13 protein-coding genes are annotated in these 21,063 nt (G+C 51.6%); 3 read left to right on the top strand and 10 right to left on the bottom strand.

Going from position 1 to position 21,063, the window contains the following annotated elements:
• Positions 1-11: 11 nt before the first annotated feature.
• The 7 genes from SH302x_RS23215 to SH302x_RS23185 all read right to left on the bottom strand — a co-directional run bounded on the left by SH302x_RS23215 (position 12) and on the right by SH302x_RS23185 (position 16,305).
• Positions 12-1,793: a TolC family protein gene (locus SH302x_RS23215; protein WP_479365213.1), complete on the bottom strand. Its 1,782-nt coding sequence runs from the start codon at positions 1,791-1,793 to the stop codon at positions 12-14.
• A gap of 17 nt (positions 1,794-1,810) precedes the next feature.
• On the bottom strand, positions 1,811-3,070 hold the full coding sequence (locus SH302x_RS23210) for an HlyD family secretion protein (protein WP_479365211.1): 1,260 nt from the start codon (positions 3,068-3,070) through the stop codon (positions 1,811-1,813).
• A gap of 92 nt (positions 3,071-3,162) precedes the next feature.
• A complete protein-coding gene (locus tag SH302x_RS23205; protein ID WP_479365210.1) occupies positions 3,163-5,307 on the bottom strand; it encodes an ATP-binding cassette domain-containing protein in 2,145 nt (714 codons plus the stop codon).
• 398 nt (positions 5,308-5,705) lie between these two features.
• Positions 5,706-7,025, bottom strand: coding sequence for a DUF1552 domain-containing protein (locus SH302x_RS23200; RefSeq protein WP_479365209.1), 1,320 nt, complete (start codon positions 7,023-7,025; stop codon positions 5,706-5,708).
• Positions 7,026-7,163: 138 nt separating this feature from the next.
• A complete protein-coding gene (locus SH302x_RS23195) occupies positions 7,164-9,713 on the bottom strand; it encodes a DUF1592 domain-containing protein (RefSeq protein ID WP_479365208.1) in 2,550 nt (849 codons plus the stop codon).
• A gap of 362 nt (positions 9,714-10,075) precedes the next feature.
• Entirely contained in the window at positions 10,076-15,625 is a 5,550-nt protein-coding gene (locus SH302x_RS23190; protein WP_479365206.1) for a protein kinase domain-containing protein, read from the bottom strand.
• 113 nt (positions 15,626-15,738) lie between these two features.
• Positions 15,739-16,305: an RNA polymerase sigma factor gene (locus SH302x_RS23185; protein WP_479365205.1), complete on the bottom strand. Its 567-nt coding sequence runs from the start codon at positions 16,303-16,305 to the stop codon at positions 15,739-15,741.
• A gap of 946 nt (positions 16,306-17,251) precedes the next feature.
• On the opposite strand from SH302x_RS23185, the gene SH302x_RS23180 reads away from it, so the two are divergent.
• Together SH302x_RS23180 and SH302x_RS23175 are read left to right on the top strand one after the other, a co-directional pair.
• A complete protein-coding gene (locus SH302x_RS23180; RefSeq protein WP_479365204.1) occupies positions 17,252-17,536 on the top strand; it encodes a hypothetical protein in 285 nt (94 codons plus the stop codon).
• A gap of 2 nt (positions 17,537-17,538) precedes the next feature.
• Positions 17,539-17,958: an HNH endonuclease gene (locus SH302x_RS23175; RefSeq protein ID WP_479365202.1), complete on the top strand. Its 420-nt coding sequence runs from the start codon at positions 17,539-17,541 to the stop codon at positions 17,956-17,958.
• A gap of 85 nt (positions 17,959-18,043) precedes the next feature.
• Here SH302x_RS23175 and SH302x_RS23170 read toward each other — a convergent pair whose 3' ends face one another.
• Positions 18,044-18,655 (bottom strand): suppressor of fused domain protein, encoded by a 612-nt coding sequence (locus tag SH302x_RS23170; RefSeq protein WP_479365201.1) that lies wholly within the window; start codon positions 18,653-18,655, stop codon positions 18,044-18,046.
• A gap of 9 nt (positions 18,656-18,664) precedes the next feature.
• Positions 18,665-19,255: an imm11 family protein gene (locus SH302x_RS23165; protein ID WP_479365200.1), complete on the bottom strand. Its 591-nt coding sequence runs from the start codon at positions 19,253-19,255 to the stop codon at positions 18,665-18,667.
• Between the two features lie 145 nt (positions 19,256-19,400).
• Here SH302x_RS23165 and SH302x_RS23160 point away from each other — a divergent pair, with 145 nt between their 5' ends.
• Positions 19,401-20,633 carry an ISL3 family transposase gene (locus SH302x_RS23160; RefSeq protein ID WP_479363897.1) on the top strand — a complete coding sequence of 411 codons (1,233 nt, stop codon included), beginning with the start codon at positions 19,401-19,403 and terminating at the stop codon, positions 20,631-20,633.
• Here the strand turns inward: SH302x_RS23160 and SH302x_RS23155 are convergent.
• On the bottom strand, positions 20,630-21,034 hold the full coding sequence (locus SH302x_RS23155) for an AHH domain-containing protein (protein WP_479365199.1): 405 nt from the start codon (positions 21,032-21,034) through the stop codon (positions 20,630-20,632). The two genes, SH302x_RS23160 and SH302x_RS23155, sit on opposite strands and share 4 nt — an antisense overlap.
• Positions 21,035-21,063: the final 29 nt, after the last annotated feature.

Below are 21,063 nucleotides of genomic sequence, written 5' to 3'. Positions count from 1 at the left end.
CGGTGATCGGCTTAATTGTCTAACTGGTGTCGCTGCCAGTCCTCTTGGAATTGAGCAGGGTCCAATTTCGGAGGTTCCGGCAAATTGCTGGGCCCCGGTCGCTTGGATTTAGGCAACGCCGACACTTGAACCGCTTGGTCCAGAGGATCAAGTCCCAAGGCGGCTTGCATGTCCGATAAAGCGACGAACCAGTCTCGCTGAGCGGCCAGCAATTTGATCTCGGTTTCGTTAGCCTTGGTTTCCAGCAGGTTGATATAGATCAAGTCCGCTTTGCCGCGATCGAATGCGAAGCGATATCTTTCGAGAGTGTCAAACGCTGCACGCAATGCAAGCTCGGATTGTTCGACGCGCTGGGCCGTTAGCTGCAAGGCATTGAACGCGGTCCGCAGTTCGATACCAATCTTGTCTTGCTGGAGCCTCAGTTTTTCCGTTGTCTGTGCAATCTTAGCGGATGTCGACTGAATCTTACCGTAGGCCTTACGTCGCTGGATAGGCACCTCACCCATCAAGCCGACATTCAACTCAAATTGCCCTTTGTCGTTCTTGCTGGAAGTGGGCTCGCCCATATCCTGCGAACCGTCGGTAACGAAGTCCACTCGTGGCAACAGATTGTTGTTCGCCAGTTGCAGGTCATATTGCAAGCGTCTTATTTCCAGTTGCAACAAACGTGGCTCAGGTCTACGTGTGGAAGCGTCGGCAATATCGCGTAGTAGGTCGCCCGGCGTGATAGGTTCTATGTTTGGGAAATGATCAGGTAGCCATGAGTCAGGGGCAATCAGAGGTTGACCCAACTCATTGCGCAAGAAGATCGATAGCTTGAAAGCGGTCTCCATGAACTTCTGCTGGATCTCGAAATAGTAGGCCTGTCGTTCGGCAATCAATTGATTGTTGAAGATCAAATCGATCTCAGCGAACTTGCCTGCCCTGTAGCCAATCTCAAACTGTTCTCCACGGGCTATTGCCAGATCCAGCAATTCTTTTTGAGCGATTAGCACAGCGCCGGCAGCAACCCAATCCCAGTAATGTCGCGTCGCGTCGCGAGAAACATCTAGCAGAGCTTGTTGGATTTGCGGTTCGGCCGCTTGACGGTCCAAGTTCGCTTGGAACACGGCGACACGTTGCGGATCAATCGCGCGGCCTTGCAGCAAGGGGACGCCCATCGCTAACTTGAATTCACCGCCTCTATTGGTTTCGCGTTCCAGATACCAAGGTTCGTAAATTCCACGCCCAATCCGATAACCAGCCGACAGATAAGTGCCCCACCAAGTTTGGCGAGCAACACCGACGCCGTGACGGTAATTCTGGTAGAAGCCAATCGGTTCATTCAACGTATAGGCTTCCAGTTTCGTATCATACGCGCCGAAAGCTTCCGTGATTAAGCCTTGGGCTCGAGCGCGTTCCAGTCTTGCTTGCTGGATCACTGGAAAGGATTGGTAGACGCTGGCAATTACGTCGGCCAGTTCCAGGTCTTCGCTGCGAATGATCTCCAGCGTGACATCTTCGGTTCCCAGTTCTGCAGGATTTACCGGCGCGGGTTGGACGATCTCCGTGCCACTGCTTGCGGCGTTGATCTGCGAGGCAGAATTGACTTCAGGTAAAGTGGCTTGCAGCGGGCCAGTCGCCGCGTTGGCTCGTTGCTCGTTTGGCGGACTGGTCGGCTCGGCAGCCGGAGCCGTTTGTCCAGAGCTGCTATTGTCCGCTTGAAAAGAGGCCGTGCGAAATCGGAATTGAGCTTGCGCTGGATCGGCCAGCGAGACCAGCATCACATAGCTAGAAACTATGCTAGCAAACAATGGCAAACGTCGTGCAGCTAGGTTTTGGGCAACTTTATTTTGCTGCCCTTGTCGTCTTTTTTGCCTGTTGGTTCCTGATCCGAGATGATTGGAGGGAAGCCGTTTAGCTGACGCCATATTTCGTAACCGAGGGAGACTTGTCTTAACAAAACCCAGCCATTTGCACGCACACCTTGTCTTAAATATCGGTCATCCGGCCAGCCTTTCTCGCCCTCAAAATGACTATCTACGGTGACAAGTATCTTAAAATAGCCGAAGCCATCATCAGTTGGGAAAGTTCGGGTGACTTTGCCGCCAAATGTACCGATTGCTATCGAAGGCCATCCCACGAACTGAATAGCTGGCCAACCTTCGAACTGCAGACGAACTCGATCGCCTTCGCTAATCAGCGGCATATCATTGCCACTGACTTTCATCTCCACACACAGTTCGGTTGCTTTGGGAACGATGACAAACAGTTGGTCCCCTTCCTTGATGGTATCGCTGCCTTCCAATCCATTCCATTGTTGAATGTATCCCGAGCGTGGGGCACGGACTTCCAGCCGATCGAACTCGCCTCGCTTGTTGGCGAGATCGAGCATTTCTTTTTCGATATCCCGAAGCTTGTTATATTCCGCGAAGACCTTCTGCTGAGCCTCGCGGTTTTTGATGTCTACATCCTGTCGTTTGGCTTCAACGTCGTTTTCTTTGGCGAGCACCATCGAAAAAGCTTCATCCACCGCATTCTCGGCCTTCGCGACTTTCGCAAACGCAGCTTCAGCTTCGCGACGTTTGGTGATCAGTTCTTCTTGAGGAATAATCCCTCGCGGAGCAATCTCTTCGGCGATTCGCAGCTTGTTTCGTTTGTCTTCCAAGTCCGCTTGTAATGAAGCGACTTCGTTTTTGGTTTGTTCCCACTTTTTGCGAGCCGCATCCAACTCTTGTTCGGCCGCAGTGATAACCGCTTGGCCGCTGGTGCGCTGCAAAGCTTCGTTTAATTGAGCGTTATCCCAAATGGATTTTGTGGTTTCGAATTTCGCTTCGATCGCCTTCAACTGATTCTCCACTTGCGAGACCCCATCAGCGGCGAAGGGAGTCAGTTTCAACACTGGCTCATCCCTCTCAACGTAACTGCCTTCCATCAGCCCTTCTTTGACCCAACTGATGACGCCTTTGGATGGACTGAGGACTGGCTGAGCGCGTTCTTGCGGGTCAAAAGCCACGACGACTCCGACACCGGGAGCCGTCTGTTGCCACGGCACGAAAATCATGGAGACAATCGATACGATGAAAAGCACAAGCGTGATCCTACCCACAAAGCGTATTAGACGCCCTGTGCGCACCAGATGCAGTGCTGGGAAATCTGCCCAAAGGTTTTTTTGCGGCTCTATCATTGGTGACTATCGCCTTCTCCGTCTAGGTCATGTTCGTCAACGACGATGACTTGATCTACCTCAGAAATAATTTCGGCACTATTGGTAGCCACGATTAATGTCCAAATCGAATCGCCTGACAATGCAGTCCAAACTTGTTTGCGATGTGCTTCTGGCAATACGTCCAAAAGCCCATCGATAATGAGCAGCCGAGGTCGAGTAGCAATCGCTCTCGCAATGAGAAGTAACGCCTGCTCCGATTCAGCCAATGGCGCTCCACCGGTTTGTATCGATGCGCGGATCCCCTTGGGCAACTTTAGGATTTTCTCCCACAAGCCGACCTGCCTCAAGGATTCGCGAACGCGATTTTGAGTTACGTCAATTCGACCTAGATCAACATTCTCTTGCACTGTGCCGTGAAAAAGCTCTTCTTTGCCAGCAAAGCCAACAATGCGGCCTGCCCCAGCCAGCGAGGCTTGTTCGGCAGCCATACCCGAGATTTCAGCCATGCCTGTCTCCGGCCGCACGATTCCTACCATCGAATGCAGCAACATTTCTATGGCTTGTCGATCTGTCCCTGTGACTGCCACCCGACTGCCTGGCGCTATCGTTTGAGAATCCACATGTTTGTGCCCAGACGTCGCATGGTCATGGAACGTCAAGTCATTCCAACGCAAACTGGCCGGGCCCCGCTCCTGGACAGGTGCCTCGTGTCTGGCATCCACCGAAATATCAATCAAATGCCCTACTTTTTCAATTCCGGCCATCACATCGTAAAAGGTTTCCAGCGATTTTCCTGCTTTGAAAAACGCACCCAAAACCACGCCAAGAATCAGTTCGCTAGCGACCAACTGCCCAAGGGTAATCTGTTGGCGAATTACCAGGTAACCGCCCAAACCCAACAGTGCAGTCGAAAAAACCACCTGCAATGCCCCTGCAAATGCAATCTGTCGCAAGACAACTCGAAATTGCTGGTGCCTTGCAACCAAGTACGCCGTCATCAAACGATTGGACCGCTCCACCGCTAATAGCTCGCCCCCGTTGACCTTGAACGCACCCGGAGAAGCCAATACGTCTTGCAGCCAATGCGCAATGCGGTACTTGGCCAGTGACTCATTGATCGCACTCGTTATCCCCCCTCGGCCTAACAACCATGTGATCGATACCATGGTAAAGACTAAGACAATGTCGAAGCCCAACAGGAATGGATGATAGAAACCAAGCAGAATCAAGCCCATCAACGTTGTCAGAACGACAGTCAGACCATCGACCAACAATACCGCACTCGCCTTCTGAATGGTCACAATGTCAAAAATACGGTTGGCCAACTCCCGCGGATATGCCCCATGTAACGAATCGCGAGCGGCTCTAGGGAAGCGATGCGACAGATCGCCCACAATTCGGACCATCTGCCGACGCTGGATCATTTCCACCGTAATGTATTGAAGTATCCGCAAGAATGCGGCCATCCCCAAGCACACAAAGAGCATCGCCGACAGCACCACCAGCGGTTGCAAAAACGTGCCCCAACTTACCACACTCACCAAAGCGTCGACCGCCAAAGGAGTAGCCAGTCCAAGAATTCCTGCCACCACACCAAAAATGAGAATCGTCCAAATATCTCGTTGGTCAAAACGCAGCAATCCAATAAATCGATGCAGCGGCTTTATTCGTCGCTGCTGAAACAGGTGGCGATCATGCGGATCTCCCGCGGCCGATAACTCATCACACTCCAGCTCATGCTTGGTCAAAAAAGTGCGCGTCGCTTCACTGCGAGCCAAGATCTCATTGATCTCATACTTCCGCATCTGCCTCAGCGAAACTTGCTCGGCAATGTGACTGATCTCAATCTTCTTGCCATGAAGGCTTTCACAAACATAAATCGACTTTGGCGACTCCGCGATAATGACCGGAAAGCCCTCAAGCAGAGCCTGCATGATCTCTTCGCCATTCAAGTTCGTCTCCTTGACGAAAATACCGACTTGGTTGGCGACTACCAGCATGCGATCTATCGATTCGGTATCGGTCGAATCCGAATCGTCTCCGAAGTTGACGATGCTGCGGTCCACTGGAACGTGCAGCGTCAGTCCAACACGCCGCAAAGCCTCAAATATGCGATCACTGTCTGTTTGGAGTTGCGTGGTTGATGCAAAGGGATTCATTGTGTCTTACTATTTGGAAACCGCTCTAGTTTCCCCTAATCTAACGGTTGATCGACTGCTGTTGGAAGATGAATCCGCGTGCCAATCTAGTACGACAACCTTTAAATTTGGTTTAACCAAACGGCAGCGACTCAACCAAGCCGCTGCCCCTGGCTCCCAGCAATGCAACTCGCCAGTGAACTAAACGCGCCTTAAGTCGCCAGAAGCGATCTTCATCTTCCATTGAGCAAAGCTATGGGTCGTATGGATTCATAGGCGAAGCCTAGCGAACTGCACACGCTTACGGCAGAATTTAACGGCACCAAGTCCAAATAAACAGGACTCGACGGAAATAAAACCGTCGTCGAAGACCAGCCCCTGCGATGTGTTTGGAATCAACGCCTAATTAATATGGCAGCCTACGCGAATTCCAGCCCGCGCATCGTCCCGGTCGAGGTCGCAAATCGGTCAACGCCCAAGCCCATCCGTTGCAACATGGAAACAAACATATTGGGCAGCGGGTAATTGTCTTGGGTGTCGAATGCCAAATGTTGACCATGCCGAAATCCTCCTCCAGCCAGCAACACCGGCAGGTTGGTCGTCACATGCGTATTGGCATTACCAAGGTTACTTCCGTACACAACCATGGTGGAATCCAACAGGCTCGCATCCCCCTCCTTGACGGACTTCATCGCATCAAACATGTCCCCCAACAATCGCATGTGCCACTGATCGATGGCTTCGAGTTGCTTGATTTTTTCGTCGTTCTTTCCATGGTGCGACAGATTGTGATAGCCATCGGTAATGTCGATTCCCTCGACGTCGATCGCCGGTGAATTCACACTATCGAGCATCAAAGTGATGGCACGCGTGGAATCGGTCTCCAGTGCTAGCCTCGCCATGTCATACATCAGCCGGACTTTCTCCATGTACTCCTTGGGATCGCTGGGGTCCAGCGGAGCTGGCGCGGTTGTTATCGGTTTGGGCACACGTTCCCATTCCTTGGCCGCGATCAAACGCTGCTCCAATTCCCGCACACCCGTCAAGTATTGGTCCACACGCTGTCGATCTCGCGGGCCAAGCTTCTTGACTAGCGACTTGGTTTGGCCAGCGACCGCATCCATGATACTTTTGCCAAGCTCCAAGCGTCTTACTTGCGCGTCGACTTCTGCTGCGTTGCCTTGCAAGAACAATTGCCGATAAACCGTCGACGGCTTTTCTTCACAAGGAATCAGCACTCCCGCTCCGGTCCATGACAAACTACGTTGTCCTTGCTGCACATTGACTCCCAAGGTCAATGATGGAAAACGTGTGAGGTGACCGATCTGTTCGGCGATCAATTGATCCAGTGAAATCGTATTGCGAAAACCTCCACTGCCCGGATGCGGCGCTGCAGTCAAAAAACAGATATCCGCCGGATGCCCTCCATCAACATCCGGGTGCCACACTCCGCTGAGAACGGTAAAATCCTCGCGATGCTTCTCCAGCGTTTTCAAATAGGGGGACAGAGTATAATTCGCACCCGGCTCGCTCGGGAAAAAATACTCGGGCAATAAGCCCAAGTTGTTGCAGATCCCCAACATCCTCCGCGGCGGATGATCGGCGTCCCCCGCCATCGTCTCCTTCGCTCTCGCGACGGCTGGTTGCATCGCGTCTAGTAGCGGCAGCGAAAGTCCAACGCCCATGCCACGCAAGAAAGTTCTTCGGTGTAACGATTTGTTCTGGAAATAGGTGGGCATCGAGCAATCCTCTGGGGCGGGAGCGTTTGAAGGGTAAGGCAAGTAGGTTTGAGGCGGGTGGCCGACGCTGGTACGCAAGGTCGCTTGTCCACACGTCGCAACAGCAACGCTGAGCACGAACGCAGCGTTGCCATCAAGCTATTTTACGAGGAACAAGGGGCTGCAGACAACTTCTTCTATCATCGCACGTACTGGATAATGTTCCGCAGACAATTTATCTAGAATACGGTCTATCTCGATGCGGTCGCTGAAGCGTAGCTGTGCCCCTGTGGAGTATACCAAAAATTGGCTCAAAAGGTTTTTCGCTAGCGCCCGATCCTGGCCGGAGAGCAACCTTTTCAATTCGACAATATCAGCAAACGTCTCACCGGTTTCTAACTGACCGGATGGATCTACCGGCGGCCCATTTCGAAATGTAAACGGTTGGCCATTCTTACCATAGCCTTCGATCTTTTCTCCTTTGTCACCTAGGCTGCGATAGTTCTGTCGCCAACCACCCGCCACGTCAAAACTTTCTAGAGCAAATCCGACCGGATCGAGCTTCGCGTGACAACCCGCACAGCTTGGGTCGGCCCGATGAAGCTCCAATTGTTGACGAATCGTGGTCGCACCGCGTGTGTCGGGCTCAATGGCCGGTACACTCTTGGGCGGCAAAGGAATCTTGTTGCCCAGAAGTCGCTCGTTAATCCAGGCTCCGCGAACGACTGGTGAAGTCGTCGTCCCGTTGGCGGTGACCTTTAGCACACTGGCTTGCGTCAACAGCCCGCCGCGTGGGCTATCGGCTGGCAGGAGCACTTTGCGCATCGCCCCCCCTTCAAATGCTGGCAGCCCATAGTGCAGCGCCAGTCGTTCGTTCGCATAGGTGAAGTCTGACGACACAAGATGGCGGATCGGCATATTTTCACCGATCAACTCCGCAAAGAACAACTGCGTTTCAGCCAAAGCGGCGTCGACCAGAGCGTCGTCCAAATAGTAATCAGGGTAGAGCACTTCATCTGGCGAAGTATCGTTAATCTTCCGCAGGTCTAACCAGTACGACAAAAACGCGTCGATAAAACGCTGCGAACGCTCATCATCCAACATGCGTTGCACTTGGCTTCGCAAAACATCAGGATCGTTCAGTTTGCTTTCAGCCGCCAACTGCTGGAGCTGCGGGTCGGGGGGAGAGTTCCACAGAAAAAGGCTTAATCGAGTTGCAATAGCTGCTTGATCCAACACACCTTGAGGCTCTTCCAAACAAACAAACGCCGGGGAGCAAAGCACCGCAGTATACGCGGCCATCATCGCCTGCTGGAAACTGTAGTTGGCATCCAGCGCCCGCTGCACGATACCCATGAGCATGGCAAGCTCGTCTTGGTTTGCACCGCGACGATAGGCTTGCTCCAAAAATTGTCCTAATAGCCGCGAGGCATCTGCCAAAGGTTGCTTGGAGAAAACTTCCCAGCCGTCGCTGGTTTTCCTTAACGGTAGATCGCCGAACAAAAGCTGCTGCGCTGCCGTTGGCCACTGATCATAGATAGGCCCTTCTACCTCAAGATAATTGAATGCGACCCCAGGCATCCCGTCAGCTTCCGCCAAAGGATTGTGCCAGTTGGATGGTCGCGAACGGAATAGTCGAACGGCATCGGGCTGAATCGACTCGCCGCGCAACAGATACACATCCAGCTCTTGGACGGTCGGTTCAATTTGAAAGTCAAAGTCCCCCAATCGCCGCAGTTGTCGTGGTGGCGAGACAGAATAGATCACCACCGGTTCTGACCGTCGGCCGATAGACGTCTTCTCTCGATCTGGTCGCCACCAACGTTTCTCTTCGCCAGCAGCCCAAAACGTATATCCTTTGAAACGCAGTTTGTAACGCCCTGACTCAGACGCTTTGAATTGACTAAAGCGAACTTCAATAGGTTCGTAACTGCTTGCAACGACTCCAAACGCTTCTCGTTCACGCAGTTCTGGATCTGATTGACCAACAGTGAAAGGACGCTGCTCGTCGCCCAGCACCGCCAGATCGGCGTCGTAGTCAATGAGAGGGAACGTCGCTCGTTCTGGGCTGCGGTTGAAGACCGTGTAATGCACCTTACGATGAAACGCTGGTTGTTCCCTTGCGTAATACCGAGCAATGGTGGATTGCGGTGGCTGATACTTTTTCGCCACTACTTCGGACAAAGCATACTCGGCCGCCTGCATGTATCTAGCTAAGTTGACGTGCGAAACGTCCAGCGCTTCACCGATCTTATTGAACCGCTGCAACTCTCCGTCCTCGGGCAACATCGACTTTACTTGCAGCCAAGGCGCGCCGAGCAAATCACGCACAGCATTTTCGTATTCGTATCGATTCATGCGACGCCAGACCGCTCGGCCACTTTGAGCCACGATCGCTTGATCCACCGCAACCAGTTGCGGGAAGATCGCTTTCGCAAACGCCGCTCTTTGTTCATGCGTCACTGAATCATCGGGTGGCATCTCGCCTGCTGCAACTCGATCGTGAACTTTCGCCCAGGCTGTCAACGACAAGTCATCGATGTTGCTGCTCAGTAATCGTTGCAGATCCAAGCCCGCTTCGGACGCATCACCGGCGTGGCAATCCAAGCAGTTCTTTTCGAGAAACGCGGTTGCTTGTTGATTGAAGAGCCTGTCTTGACCAGCGGCCGTTTGAAATAAAAAACCGCACAAGCAAAGGAGATTGCCCATGAAACACCAACTCGGGCCGAAACAGCTAGATCGGGGCATACAGCAAGCTCTCCGTAAGGCGGGAAACGTATGCAACGCATACTTGAACGGATATCAACGTCAAAGGTGGGGTAGGACCTTCTAGTTTCGCTGCTTTGGTCCCCAAATACAAGCCCTACATCCCAAACGCATTGAATCACCGGTTCTACAAATCTTCCCAATGGGGCTAAGGGCCGATGCGCCAAGTGGTACAGCAAGCTGCCGATGAATTTCCGTAAGCCAAGACCTCATATTCGAAATTCCACATTATCCAGACTGTTTCATCAATGAAGAATTTCGAAGAATCTCCACTACAACTTGTTGAGCAGTATGGTGCTTAGCGTCTATTCCGTATAGCCCATCAACATGGCCTGATCGGGATCGTTCTTCCAGCCAAAGCGTTTGGCGAATTCTTGCGGCGTTAACGTAACGTTGCTGCCATCATCCAACTGCGCGACATACACAATATGCTCCGCCACCCCAGTACTGCCGCGACAATGTCCGGTCGGACCAACGCACATCCAATGCCCGTCTGGCATTGCTGGCCATAACGTTCCCAAACGTCGCTGGCCGGCCACGTCATAAGCTATCAAGCCATTGTAATCTGATCCAATAACGCGTCGCGAATCGGGATGCCATTGGAACGAATAACCAATTCGCTCCGCTAGAGCATTTTGGTCGCCTGCTGCTGTCACTAAATCTGTCCAATTATCGCCTTCTCGAAAGAGTAATCGCTCAGCATTCGGCGCCAGTGCGATAGCGGCACATAGATTTAATCCTTTGCTGCCACTGCGATCCACGACACCGGTTTTCGCATTTAAGCGAGCCCAGCCTCCGCCCTGGGGTATCCAAAGAAACTGACCGTCGGCTGTCCACTGCAAAACTGAGGCACCTGTTCGTACGGAGTAAAATGGGTCAAGACCTGACGGCAGTGATGCAAACTTGTTTATAAGTTGCAACGTATGTGAATCCCAAATTCTTACGCTTTGATCCTTCGCGATCGACGCGATTTGCTTTCCATCGGCACTCCATTCGAATGACCAAACATCTGCAGGATGATTTAAGGATTCCATCTTGCCTCCAGTTGCAGTGTTCCAGATCTCGATTTCTTGTTGATTTACTTGGGCAATCAAATCCCCCGACGGGCTGGAACGCCACGTGCCTCCGATCGAATTTACCGATAGCGAGACTTCGTCGCGGTCAAGACTGCGTGGCACAACAACCAATTCGTTTTCATTCCGCTGGTAAGCGCGCCATTGATCGTTTGGTGCGACCAACTTGAGCGTCCCAGGAAGTGCCTTCGTCGTTTGAATGAACTTACCGCTATCAGCATCAAACTCATTACTGTCAGATATCACCCTATTCGCCGATGGAACTAGCATGCTCTGCGGTCGACTTAAGCTACCACGCAAAGGTTTCGATTGTCGTTTGACTTTGCCTACAACTGTATCGATAATGACAACGTTGTTCTGAATACGTTCATACATTGCAATCTCTGCGCCATCGGGCGACCATGCCATTGACTCATCGTAGTAGCAGCACACGCGTTGCAAGACCTTCCCACTTGCTGCATCAAGAATCTGTATGTTATTTCGCTCGCTATTATTGCCCACGACAAGCAACCGAGTCGCATCTGGCGACCAACGTACTTCCATGATGGACTGGAAGTTGAGCGGAATTTTGGTTGCCTTATTTGATTCGTTCGTGTCGATCAAGTGCAACGTTTGCCCGGTTACCAACGCCATCGCAGACCCATCCGCTGACACGGAGAGTTTCCTAGCTTGCCTCAACTCCTCGTCTGAGGCATCAAATGTAAACTCACGGAGTATAGCGTTGTCATCGATTCGGACTTGTACCAGCTTGTCGTTGTTGAATCCAAACAGCGACTTTCCGTCTTGCTCCCATGCGATGGCTTCTGAGATCGATATCGGATGTTGCATAGCATTATCCAAATCAAACAGATATGTGGTAGCCACTCCACCCAATAGACCTGACGCGACGATCTGACGCCCATCTGGACTGAAAGCGATGCGTGGCCAAAATAGCGTATGAGCCCACTGGAAAACGCACTTTCCGGAATCGATATCCCAAACTCGAAGTTGTGGGGCTGGACGTCGGTAGTCCGTGGCCATGCTAATACTTGCCAAGTACTGTCCGTCGTTGGAAAATGACACGCTACTTACAGGGCCGGTGTGTCCCATCAGAAAGGACCGAAACGTTCCGTCTGAATTCCACAAGCGAACAGAGTAGTCGTTTGCGCAGACAGCGATCATGTCACCTCGCGGACTCCACTCAATTCCAATGGCCTCTCGATCGAACGAGATACGTTCGACAGACCAACTTCTTATGCCTGTGATTGGTGTCGGTTGCGTCACGGTGGCTGTAGGTGAAAGTGGCTGGTAGCGCGCCGCTAATACTACTTTGCGGTCATCGACGGGAATTGCCTTCGTTCGAATCACGCGAAACCCGGTATCTGCTGAGGGGCCCGAGAATTTCGCATTGACCGATTCTTCATCCTCCACAGCCTGATGGGACCAACCGTGCCCTCGCCGTCCGTATCCGCTAGCTCCATCCCCAACAAGCTCGCACACGTTGCCCAGCATGTCATAGAGCCCAAATGGGTTATCTGGCTTAGAGCCTACGGGTTGCGGACAATGCGCCCCGGGTGGAAGATTTTCCGCGAACCAGTCGTAGTCCACATCCCCATAAATCAAACCAAATTCAACGCCTGCTATGGAAGCGTGCTTCCGCTCATCCGCCGTTGGCAGTCGATAATGCTTACCGTCCAACTTTGACAGCCAGTCGCAAAACGCGAGGGCGTCAGTTGTTGACACCAACGTGACGGGCATCGTGGGTTGAACTTCATAACCCGGCGACCTCCAGTTGGCTTCAGGTCGCTTTGCCCATGCACCATCTAACTGAGACCAACCGCCACCGCTGCCAACTCTTTCTGCATGCGTAACATAGCCCGTCGCTTTGACAAATTCCTCAAATTGCTGAACCGTCACCTCCGTAGTCGCCATTTCCACCGCATACGGTATGCGGAGTAGAGCGGCTAACGGCAACTGCGGTACGTGGGGGTAGCTGTAATGCGTAATCTCGCCGGGGGGGATCAACCGAAATTTCATACCGATTGAGTTTTCGGATGCGACTGGAAGATTCAGATATTGAGCCCACGCGGTTTGATGTTCAATCGATTGCTCTTTTGAGAATGGAGCGATTGCTGGCGGTGGAGCGTCAGCGGGCAAATCCCAGGCGACAATTGATTTCTCACCAGCGGACTTGCCAGGCCAATCATAGAGCCCGCGAATTATCCGGTCGGCCGCAAACAGGTTGATCTCCGGACGCTGATTTCGAAATGCCATTAGATCGTCTTCGCTGACGTGATCGATGGTAAGTGAGCGCAACCATGGCATGGTTGCAATCACGTCAAGCGAACCTTTCTCGACAAGCAGCCCTCCTCGCACAGTCAAATTCACCAGATGCTTCAGTGTCGCTAGCGGTTTAAAATCGCTGGCGGTCATTTCACTGACGTCGCCTCGTTGAACCAGCTCAAGCGATACCAGCTTCGGATCAAGTTGACTCAGCAATGACAACGACTCAAACGTTGGCTGGTACAAGATGCATGATTCCAAATGTGGCATGCCTTGCAGCGTTTTGACTGTCTGGGGTGTCAACGCAGCACCAGACATCCCAAGTTTGACAAGTTGCGGCCAGCCAGTCAGCGAATCAACTAATTTGGGGTCAGTTATCATGACATCCAACTCTCGCAAGTTTGGCGCACGCTCACCCAGCAAACTTAAATCATCCAAGCTGACTGTATTTGGGAGTCGCAGAATATGCAGTGATTGAAGCGACGGGAAAGCTTCCATAACTCCCGCTTCGACACTGGTGCTGTCCAAATCAATGGACTCAAGTTTCGGGCTACTTGTCAGCCAGCCAACAAATTTGTTCATGACACCGGTTTGGCTAACATCGATATCGGTCAGCGTCGGGATGGCTCCGAGACGGTCAAATCCACTCTGCGTGAGGGCAGGATTCCCACTGACATTCAATTTCCTTAGCGTTTGGCAGCCCTTTAACGCGACAAGCTCGTCATTTGTCAGCTCGGTTCCGGAAAGGTCTGCTTCGAGAATACAGAAAGGCGAAAGAAGTAAAGGGTGAAGAGCCAATTGAGGGGCAGGCTTCTGGTCTTGATCGCCTAGCACAAACCTTCCTTTGCCTAACCTCAACAAGCGTTGACCGATCTTGCGTTCGGTATCAAAATCGATTGGCAACGTGCGTTGCGCAACCGATTGCGTTTCCGTTGCCGTTTCGCTAGTAACAGATTCCATTTTGGATGGACTTGCATGAGCGTCAGCGACTTCGGCATCGAGCGCTAGAGACGCTTTGCTATTCAACATTGTGTCGACCGAAGTAGTTGCCATCCCGGCTGCCGCTTCCTCTCGAATCGTTATCTTGCTGCCTGGCTGCGCATCAATGTCGACTTCGACACCGCTTGGCACGCGTACGATTGTTTCCATTCCATTTTGATCACGGAATGTGATAACAAGAATGCCTAAGAGCATGGCTGCGACGCCACCTGCTCCAGCCACTAGCGGCCAGCGGCGACGAGGCGGAAGGTGACCGCCCTCGGACGACGTTTGTTTGAGCTGTGGAACGATATTGACTCGGGTCGCTTCCGTGTCCGAACCTTGCTGCAGCTTCTGCTCCAAGTCGGCGAACTGCTTTGCAACCTCGTTAGCAGACTGCGGTCGCTGGTTAGCGTCTTTCTCAAGCAGCTTCATGATGCAGTTTGCCACTTCAACATCCAGGTCAGGAACTGCACTTGTGAGTTCGATTGGCGCTTGATGTACGACGGCGATTAGTGTCGAAGTAAAGCTACTGCATTCGAATGGACAACTTCCTGATGCTGCTTGATAAAGTACACTGCCCAGGCTGAACAAGTCGCTGCGATGATCAACTGGTTGGGCGATGGCTTGTTCAGGGGCCATGTATTTCGGCGTCCCCAACACAGTGCCTGAATGCGTTAAAGCTTCGTCTTCCACAGTGGCACGGACCAATCCGAAGTCCAAAATTTTAGCGCGGTCGGAATTCTCCTCAAGCCAAATGTTATCGGGTTTGATGTCGCGATGGATCATGCCACGCTCGTGCGCTTTGGCCAGTCCCATCGCGACTTCTTTACCAATACGAACAACTTCGATAGCAGTGAGTCGAACCGCTTGATCCAGGCGCGTTTTCAACGATTGGCCCTTGAGATACTGCATCGCAATAAATGGCACACCACGCTCTTCGCCGACTTGATATATCGAGACGATGTGATCATGCTCAAGAGCAGCAGTCGCTTGGGCCTCGCGCATAAAGCGCTCTTTGGCACCATGACTTTCTGCAATAGAAGGCTTCATTATCTTGAGCGCAACTTGGCGACGAAGCTTCGTGTCTTCAGCTCGCAGGACCATCCCCATGCCGCCAACACCCAAGACTTCGAGCACCCGATAGTCGCCCAATCTGCCAAGTTCGTCGGGCAACTGAGCTGGGGCCAAAAAGCTGAGCATAGGCATTCGACTTTCGGCAGATGCGCGGCCTCCGCTGCAAGCCTGGCTTCCTGCAAGCGTTTCTTCCAAGCCTTCCAGCCGCAACGTTTCACTTTCCTTCCTCACAGATTTGATGCGATCGATCAAGGACGTAACGACTTCCGATGTGTTGTCAGGCGATAAAACGGCAGAGCGCATAAGCCGCGTCAAATCGTCATCTGTGGTCAACGTTTCCGCATTGGCAATGCATTGGTCACAACTCTGCAGATGGTCCTCGATCGGTCCTCGCTGAATAACGGGCAATATACCTAGCAGATAGCTTTGGAGCGTCTGAGAGTTGGGGCAGGTTTTTGTTTTCATGGTGTACTATCCGTATAGGCACGTGCAACTTTACACTTGCTGCGATGCTTGTTTACTACGTACCACGCATACCACAGCGGAATCTGTCAGATTTTGCAGAAATTTCTTTGCGATTAGTCCAGAAGTCCATCCAATTCGTCGCGCAATCGGGCCAAGATACGCGATTTGGCAATGTAAGCGGCATTTAGAGTGATCCCAAACGATTGACCAACCTCAATTGCCGTACGGCCTTCGACAAGTTGAGCAAAGCCGGCACGCCACGTAGTTTCTTGAAACTCCGAACGCAACAACTCTAGCGTTCGACCAACCATATAGAGTTGATACTCGCGATCGTCCCACAGATCGGCTTCCGAGACATCGGCAATCATCGAAAGTGCCGAACCGCCTTCGGTTTCGCGCCGATTATTCTGGCGGCGATAAAAATCAGTCACTCGGTTGGCAGTAATGGTCCGCAGCCAGCCACGAAAGCGTCCCGGGCCGTCAGGATCGAACTCACCAAGTCTCTGTACAAGCGTCATCAGGACGTCTTGGACTAAATCTGCTGCATCAGCCCCATCTAAACCTCGTTGACGTGACCAATGGTATATCAGCGGAGTATAGATCTCGATAAATCGCTCCCAAGCATCACTGGCCGAAGGGCTGCGAAGCTGAGCGATCAATTTGATCGAAGTTGAGGCCATCTAGCTTTTCCAAAAACGTCATAAGCCGGCGCGCAAATACGGATTATAGCCTATCCGCTGTCTTTGAACGAGACGACGACTGGCCGCGCTGATCCAGATCACGGGTAAAGGTTACTGCTTGGATAAAACTGAAAAAAGTTCAAACAGTACCAAAGCGCCAATCGGCTCTGCGGTCGAAGAGTAAAGTATCAAGCACTACCAGTACAACGCTGGATGGACCCACAACAGAAAATGGTGCCGTTTGAAGCGCAAACGACCTGTAATGTTTCAAGCGTCAATTGACATGGAGGGAGAGGGCCGCATGGGGCACAGCGCGAGGCGACCCGCGAAACTTGGTTGATAGGTTTACACCGCCAGAGATGGGAGTGACGCAAGAGTTGTCTTGAAAACAGTTGATCACAGATTTTCTTGCAGTTCTCTGATCTCTAGCGGTGTGAATATGTTAAGGGAGAGGGCCGCATGGGGGCACATTGCGGGAGCACAGCGCGAAGCGACCCGCGAAACTTGGTTGAGAGGTTTACACCGCCAAAGATGGGTGTAACGCAAGAGTTGTCTTGAAAATAGTTGATCATAGATCCTTCTGCGGTTCTCTGATCTCTAGCGGTGTGAATATGTTAAGGGAGTGGGCCGCATGGGGACGCATTGCGAGAGACTTCATGAGTGGCACTGAATGTTTCACTTCTGCAGTTGACGGTTGACAGTCGTTGACCCGGAGAATCCGGTCAGTTGCACTCCGACAGCGCCGGATGGCCGAAGTAAGCTTCAGATCCCAAGTCCCAGAATTGCTGCCATAGTCAGAAAGTTTAACTGTCGTCGGGCAATTGAATTTGGGTGCAGACCTGCCAATGTGGATACTTAGCTAGCCTTCTGCACAAAAGTAGGACGCCTTGAAGCCTGGCTCAGCTCAATTTCCCATGTACAGCGAGATGGATTCCCAGGTTGTTTCGTGTTATCCTTCAACGATGGGATTTCTAACTTACAAGAGGAAATTGGTATGTCCAGTGAAGTGAGCTTGCCCTTAACTGCTGACGTATTGTCTGCCCTAGCAGAAATGGCAATCGCGCCGAAGAATCAGTTCCGTTTGGACCAACTCCTTCAAAGGAGCAAGGAAGGGTCCCTTTCTGTAACCGAGACGGAAGAATTGGATCTGCTGCTGAAGAATATTGATGAACTCAGTCTCGTCAAAGCGCGTGCTGCTATGTTGCTTCACCAAATCAACGCAGAGGAATAGCTTTGAGTGAATACGTTCCGGTCGAACTCAGACGGACGGTCCGCCGCCATTTCCGGAATCGATGCGCTTACTGCCAAACCAACGAGTCGCTGACAGTTGTTACTTTTGAAGTTGAGCATATCCTTCCAAGGTCTCTTGGTGGCTTGACGGAATTCAACAACCTTTGTCTTGCGTGCCCAATGTGCAATCGGCCCAAAGCAAATCGGGTAAGCGGAAATGCGGATAGTGGGCGGGAGACTCGATTGTTTCACCCACACCCGGACAGATGGAAGGAACATTCTGATTGGTCAGTCAATGGTACGTTGATCGTTGGGCTTACGGACATCGCCCTGGTTACGATCAAGTTGTTACGCATGAATCGTGCTCAAGTAGTTGACCTTCGATTCTTATGGTCAGGACTAGGCCTGCATCCGCCCGATTAACTCTCGTGAAATTTGCAAGCCAACTAACTCACCGATCATTATAGTTACACGCTTCGCCAGGCGAACTTGATGCTTCTCGAATAACTTATACCACTGGCTCTCTACCTAAATCTGAGAACGGATGATGCCCGGCAGCCTTCAACTTCACAATCAATTCTTGACCACCTTCGCTACGTGCGTATTCCATCTCCGATCGATGAATTTCGATCGGCACCATGAGTCCAAATTCGCATTTCTCGTCCTGCGCACCGAGTGCATCGAATATCAAGCAACAACCACCGATCTCCTCGAACTCTTCCGGAAACTCACACGTGTCGAATCGGTTCAGCGTTGCTTCCATCGAATATGGTCCGAGCGTGTTTAACAAAGCATTGATCCGCTCATGCGCCTTGCCGAACGGTGTCGTTGGTTCGTGCGCATCATCCAGATTTAGCTTAGCTTTCGTGAACATGGCCATCTCATAAGACATGAACGCGTCGTTTGATGGCCCACTGTCAGGCGAATCGGCAAGCTCAAGCGTTGCAATTGCGGTACCGGTTGGTGATTGTTCGAAATAGTATAGATCGAGCCCGCCACCGACTGCATACGGGATGATCGCATGCATCACCATCTCGTGCTGCTTGCCAAGCAATTTCTCTAGCGTCTGTGCCTTAGCGTCATACCACTGCTGCGCGGCTAAATCCTCTTCTTCGCTCATTGTCTTCTCTCATGTGCAAATGGGGTGGTCACGATCAAATCGACTTCCGGTGTAACCCGAATCCTCAATCGCCTTTTGAATGTCGCTGCGAATGAAGAGTTGAACAGAACTACCTAGTAGCCGAAAGACTGGATAGTCCTTAACTCGTTCGTAGTGGACGTAGTAAGGGTATTGAGTATAGAACGAACCGTTTGGCCTGGGCGTCCAATCACCATTATCAACTTTCGTATTAACGCGATCCAAGCCGTCGATCAAATGCAAGGCCTGGCCAAGTGAAAAATCCCTATTTAGATAAGCATCATTCTTCGGCCCGAAGACAATCGGCAAAAACTGAAAAGCATCTGGACAAACTTCCTCCAGCAGCTTTTGCAACCTCGATGAAAAGAGCGGCCATGCATGATCCGCAAACATAAAGTCCAACGATACATCTGGACCATCCGGAGTATAAGCACGGGTTTTAGGATCCCATGATGGCAAAGCCTTTCCCTCTCGCATTCGATAGCCATTGAAGTTGATGACACCAAAGCGAGCGCTCCACGGTTCACCCTTATAATGCGGCGGGAAAGCAGGGATCCACTGAGCAAATGAATACTTCATCATAATCCAATACCTCTCAGTGCATCTCGGGGGTTGGTACGTAAGATTGATACGATAAGATCAATTGCGTCGGTAACTGCTTTATTGGGTTCTTCGTGGAATTTAGTGGGTAGGTGCGTAGATTTGGCCGTTAGCGTATTCTTTGTCTATGAAAGAAGCAACTACTACTCACTATCATGCGTTACTTGGTTTGGACGACAACTGGAGCGTGCAATCGGTTGATTTTCGCCCTGCTGAGAAGGCCGTAGACATTCACATCAATCATACCGGAACAACTCTGCGTTGTCCTCGCTGTGATGCCGCCTGCTCACAAGCCGATCTTGCCCCTGAGCGAACTTGGAGGCATTTGGATACGATGCAATTTGTGACTCGCATCCACGCCTTGGTTCCCAGAAGCAAATGCTCTCAGTGCGGCGTGTTGACCATAGCGATTCCATGGGCCCAAAGGCACGGACGTTTTACGCTTATGTTTGAACAAGTTGCCATTGAAGTCATTCAAGCTTGCTCATCGCTCTCAGCGGCCGCTAAGCTACTGGGAATAGATTGGGCGGCAACTAATGGCATCATGCAGCGTGCGGTGGAGCGTGGGCTCCAACGCCGAAACATGGACGAAATTGAGCATGTTGGTATCGATGAAAAGAACTTTGGTAAAGGGCAGGATTACGTTTCGGTCTTGACCGACTTGGATCAGCACCGCGTGCTAGAAGTTGTTCCTCAGCGGACGCAGCAGTCTGCAGAAAAGCTATTAAAAACCTTGCCCGAACCACAAAGAGCGAAGATCAAAGCGGTTGCCGCTGATATGTGGAAGGCATTCCTAGCTGCCATCAGGGAAGTGTATCCAAACGCTGCTATTGTGCACGACAAATTCCACGTCAGTAAGTACCTTGGAGAAGCAGTTGATCTTGTCCGCCGCCAGGAGAGTCGATTGCTTGCCGAGAGAGGTGATGAGCGACTCAAGGGCACTAGGCAACTACTGCTATTTGCACGTGAGAAATTGTCGGAGGCGGATCGAAACTATCTCTACCAGTTGCAGCATTCGGACATCAAAACAGGTCGAGCATGGTCGCTTAAGGAGAATTTCAGGCACTTCTGGGAATGTACCGATCGAGACACTGCTGAGATGACGTTCGCTGGCTGGTACGGATGGGCCACACGCTGCCAAATCAAACCGATGGTGAAAGTCGCCAAGATGCTCAAGAGGCACTATGAGGGTCTTATGGCCTACATAGACCATCGAATAACCAACGCGATCAGCGAAGGCTTCAACAGTCGTATCCAATCCATCAAAAGTTCAGCTCGCGGATTTCGCAACTTCGACAACTACCGTACTCGGATCCTGTTCTTTTGCGGTAAACTCAACCTCGACTTGGAAATCCCTTAATCACTAAATTCCACGAAGAACCCTTTATTGTACTCCGGCGTATGCGGTATTAGAGTATCAACGGCTTCTTCAAGTCGTTCAAACACACGTTGATGATACAGTTCTGGATGTGGCCCAGTATGGTCTTTGACAAATTGTCGATTGATCCTGCCGTTTAACTTGATGTCGCCGTTGCTCAGAATCTGACGAGCATCAGCGCTCCAGTTCCTGGTCCAACCACGACCAGCATTGGAGTACTTTGAGACGACATGGTGATACTGGTTATGCACCAGCACACCGGCGTGGCCGACTTCGTAGACGTGGTGGCAGTCGACTTCGATGTTGAAGACGTCAGCGGGTAGTGCTCGCTGCAATGATAACAGAAGAATGAAGTTTGAAGTTTGAAACGTTTCGCACTTCAAACTTCACACTTCCTCCGCGTCTTATCCCG

This window comes from Njordella calcicola (genome assembly GCF_056494125.1).
The sequence above is the reverse complement of the archived record's forward strand: the minus strand, read 5'-3'. Positions and strand labels throughout refer to the sequence as shown.

Excerpts from the sequence above, each read along its gene's own strand:
- SH302x_RS23205 (WP_479365210.1), bottom strand. The coding sequence starts at position 5,307 with ATGAATCCCTTTGCATCAACCACGCAACTCCAAACAGACAGTGATCGC.
- SH302x_RS23200 (WP_479365209.1), bottom strand. The coding sequence starts at position 7,025 with ATGCCCACCTATTTCCAGAACAAATCGTTACACCGAAGAACTTTCTTG.
- SH302x_RS23195 (WP_479365208.1), bottom strand. The coding sequence starts at position 9,713 with ATGGGCAATCTCCTTTGCTTGTGCGGTTTTTTATTTCAAACGGCCGCT.
- SH302x_RS23190 (WP_479365206.1), bottom strand. The coding sequence starts at position 15,625 with ATGAAAACAAAAACCTGCCCCAACTCTCAGACGCTCCAAAGCTATCTG.
- SH302x_RS23185 (WP_479365205.1), bottom strand. The coding sequence starts at position 16,305 with ATGGCCTCAACTTCGATCAAATTGATCGCTCAGCTTCGCAGCCCTTCG.
- SH302x_RS23170 (WP_479365201.1), bottom strand. The coding sequence starts at position 18,655 with ATGAGCGAAGAAGAGGATTTAGCCGCGCAGCAGTGGTATGACGCTAAG.
- SH302x_RS23165 (WP_479365200.1), bottom strand. The coding sequence starts at position 19,255 with ATGATGAAGTATTCATTTGCTCAGTGGATCCCTGCTTTCCCGCCGCAT.
- SH302x_RS23160 (WP_479363897.1), top strand. The coding sequence starts at position 19,401 with ATGAAAGAAGCAACTACTACTCACTATCATGCGTTACTTGGTTTGGAC.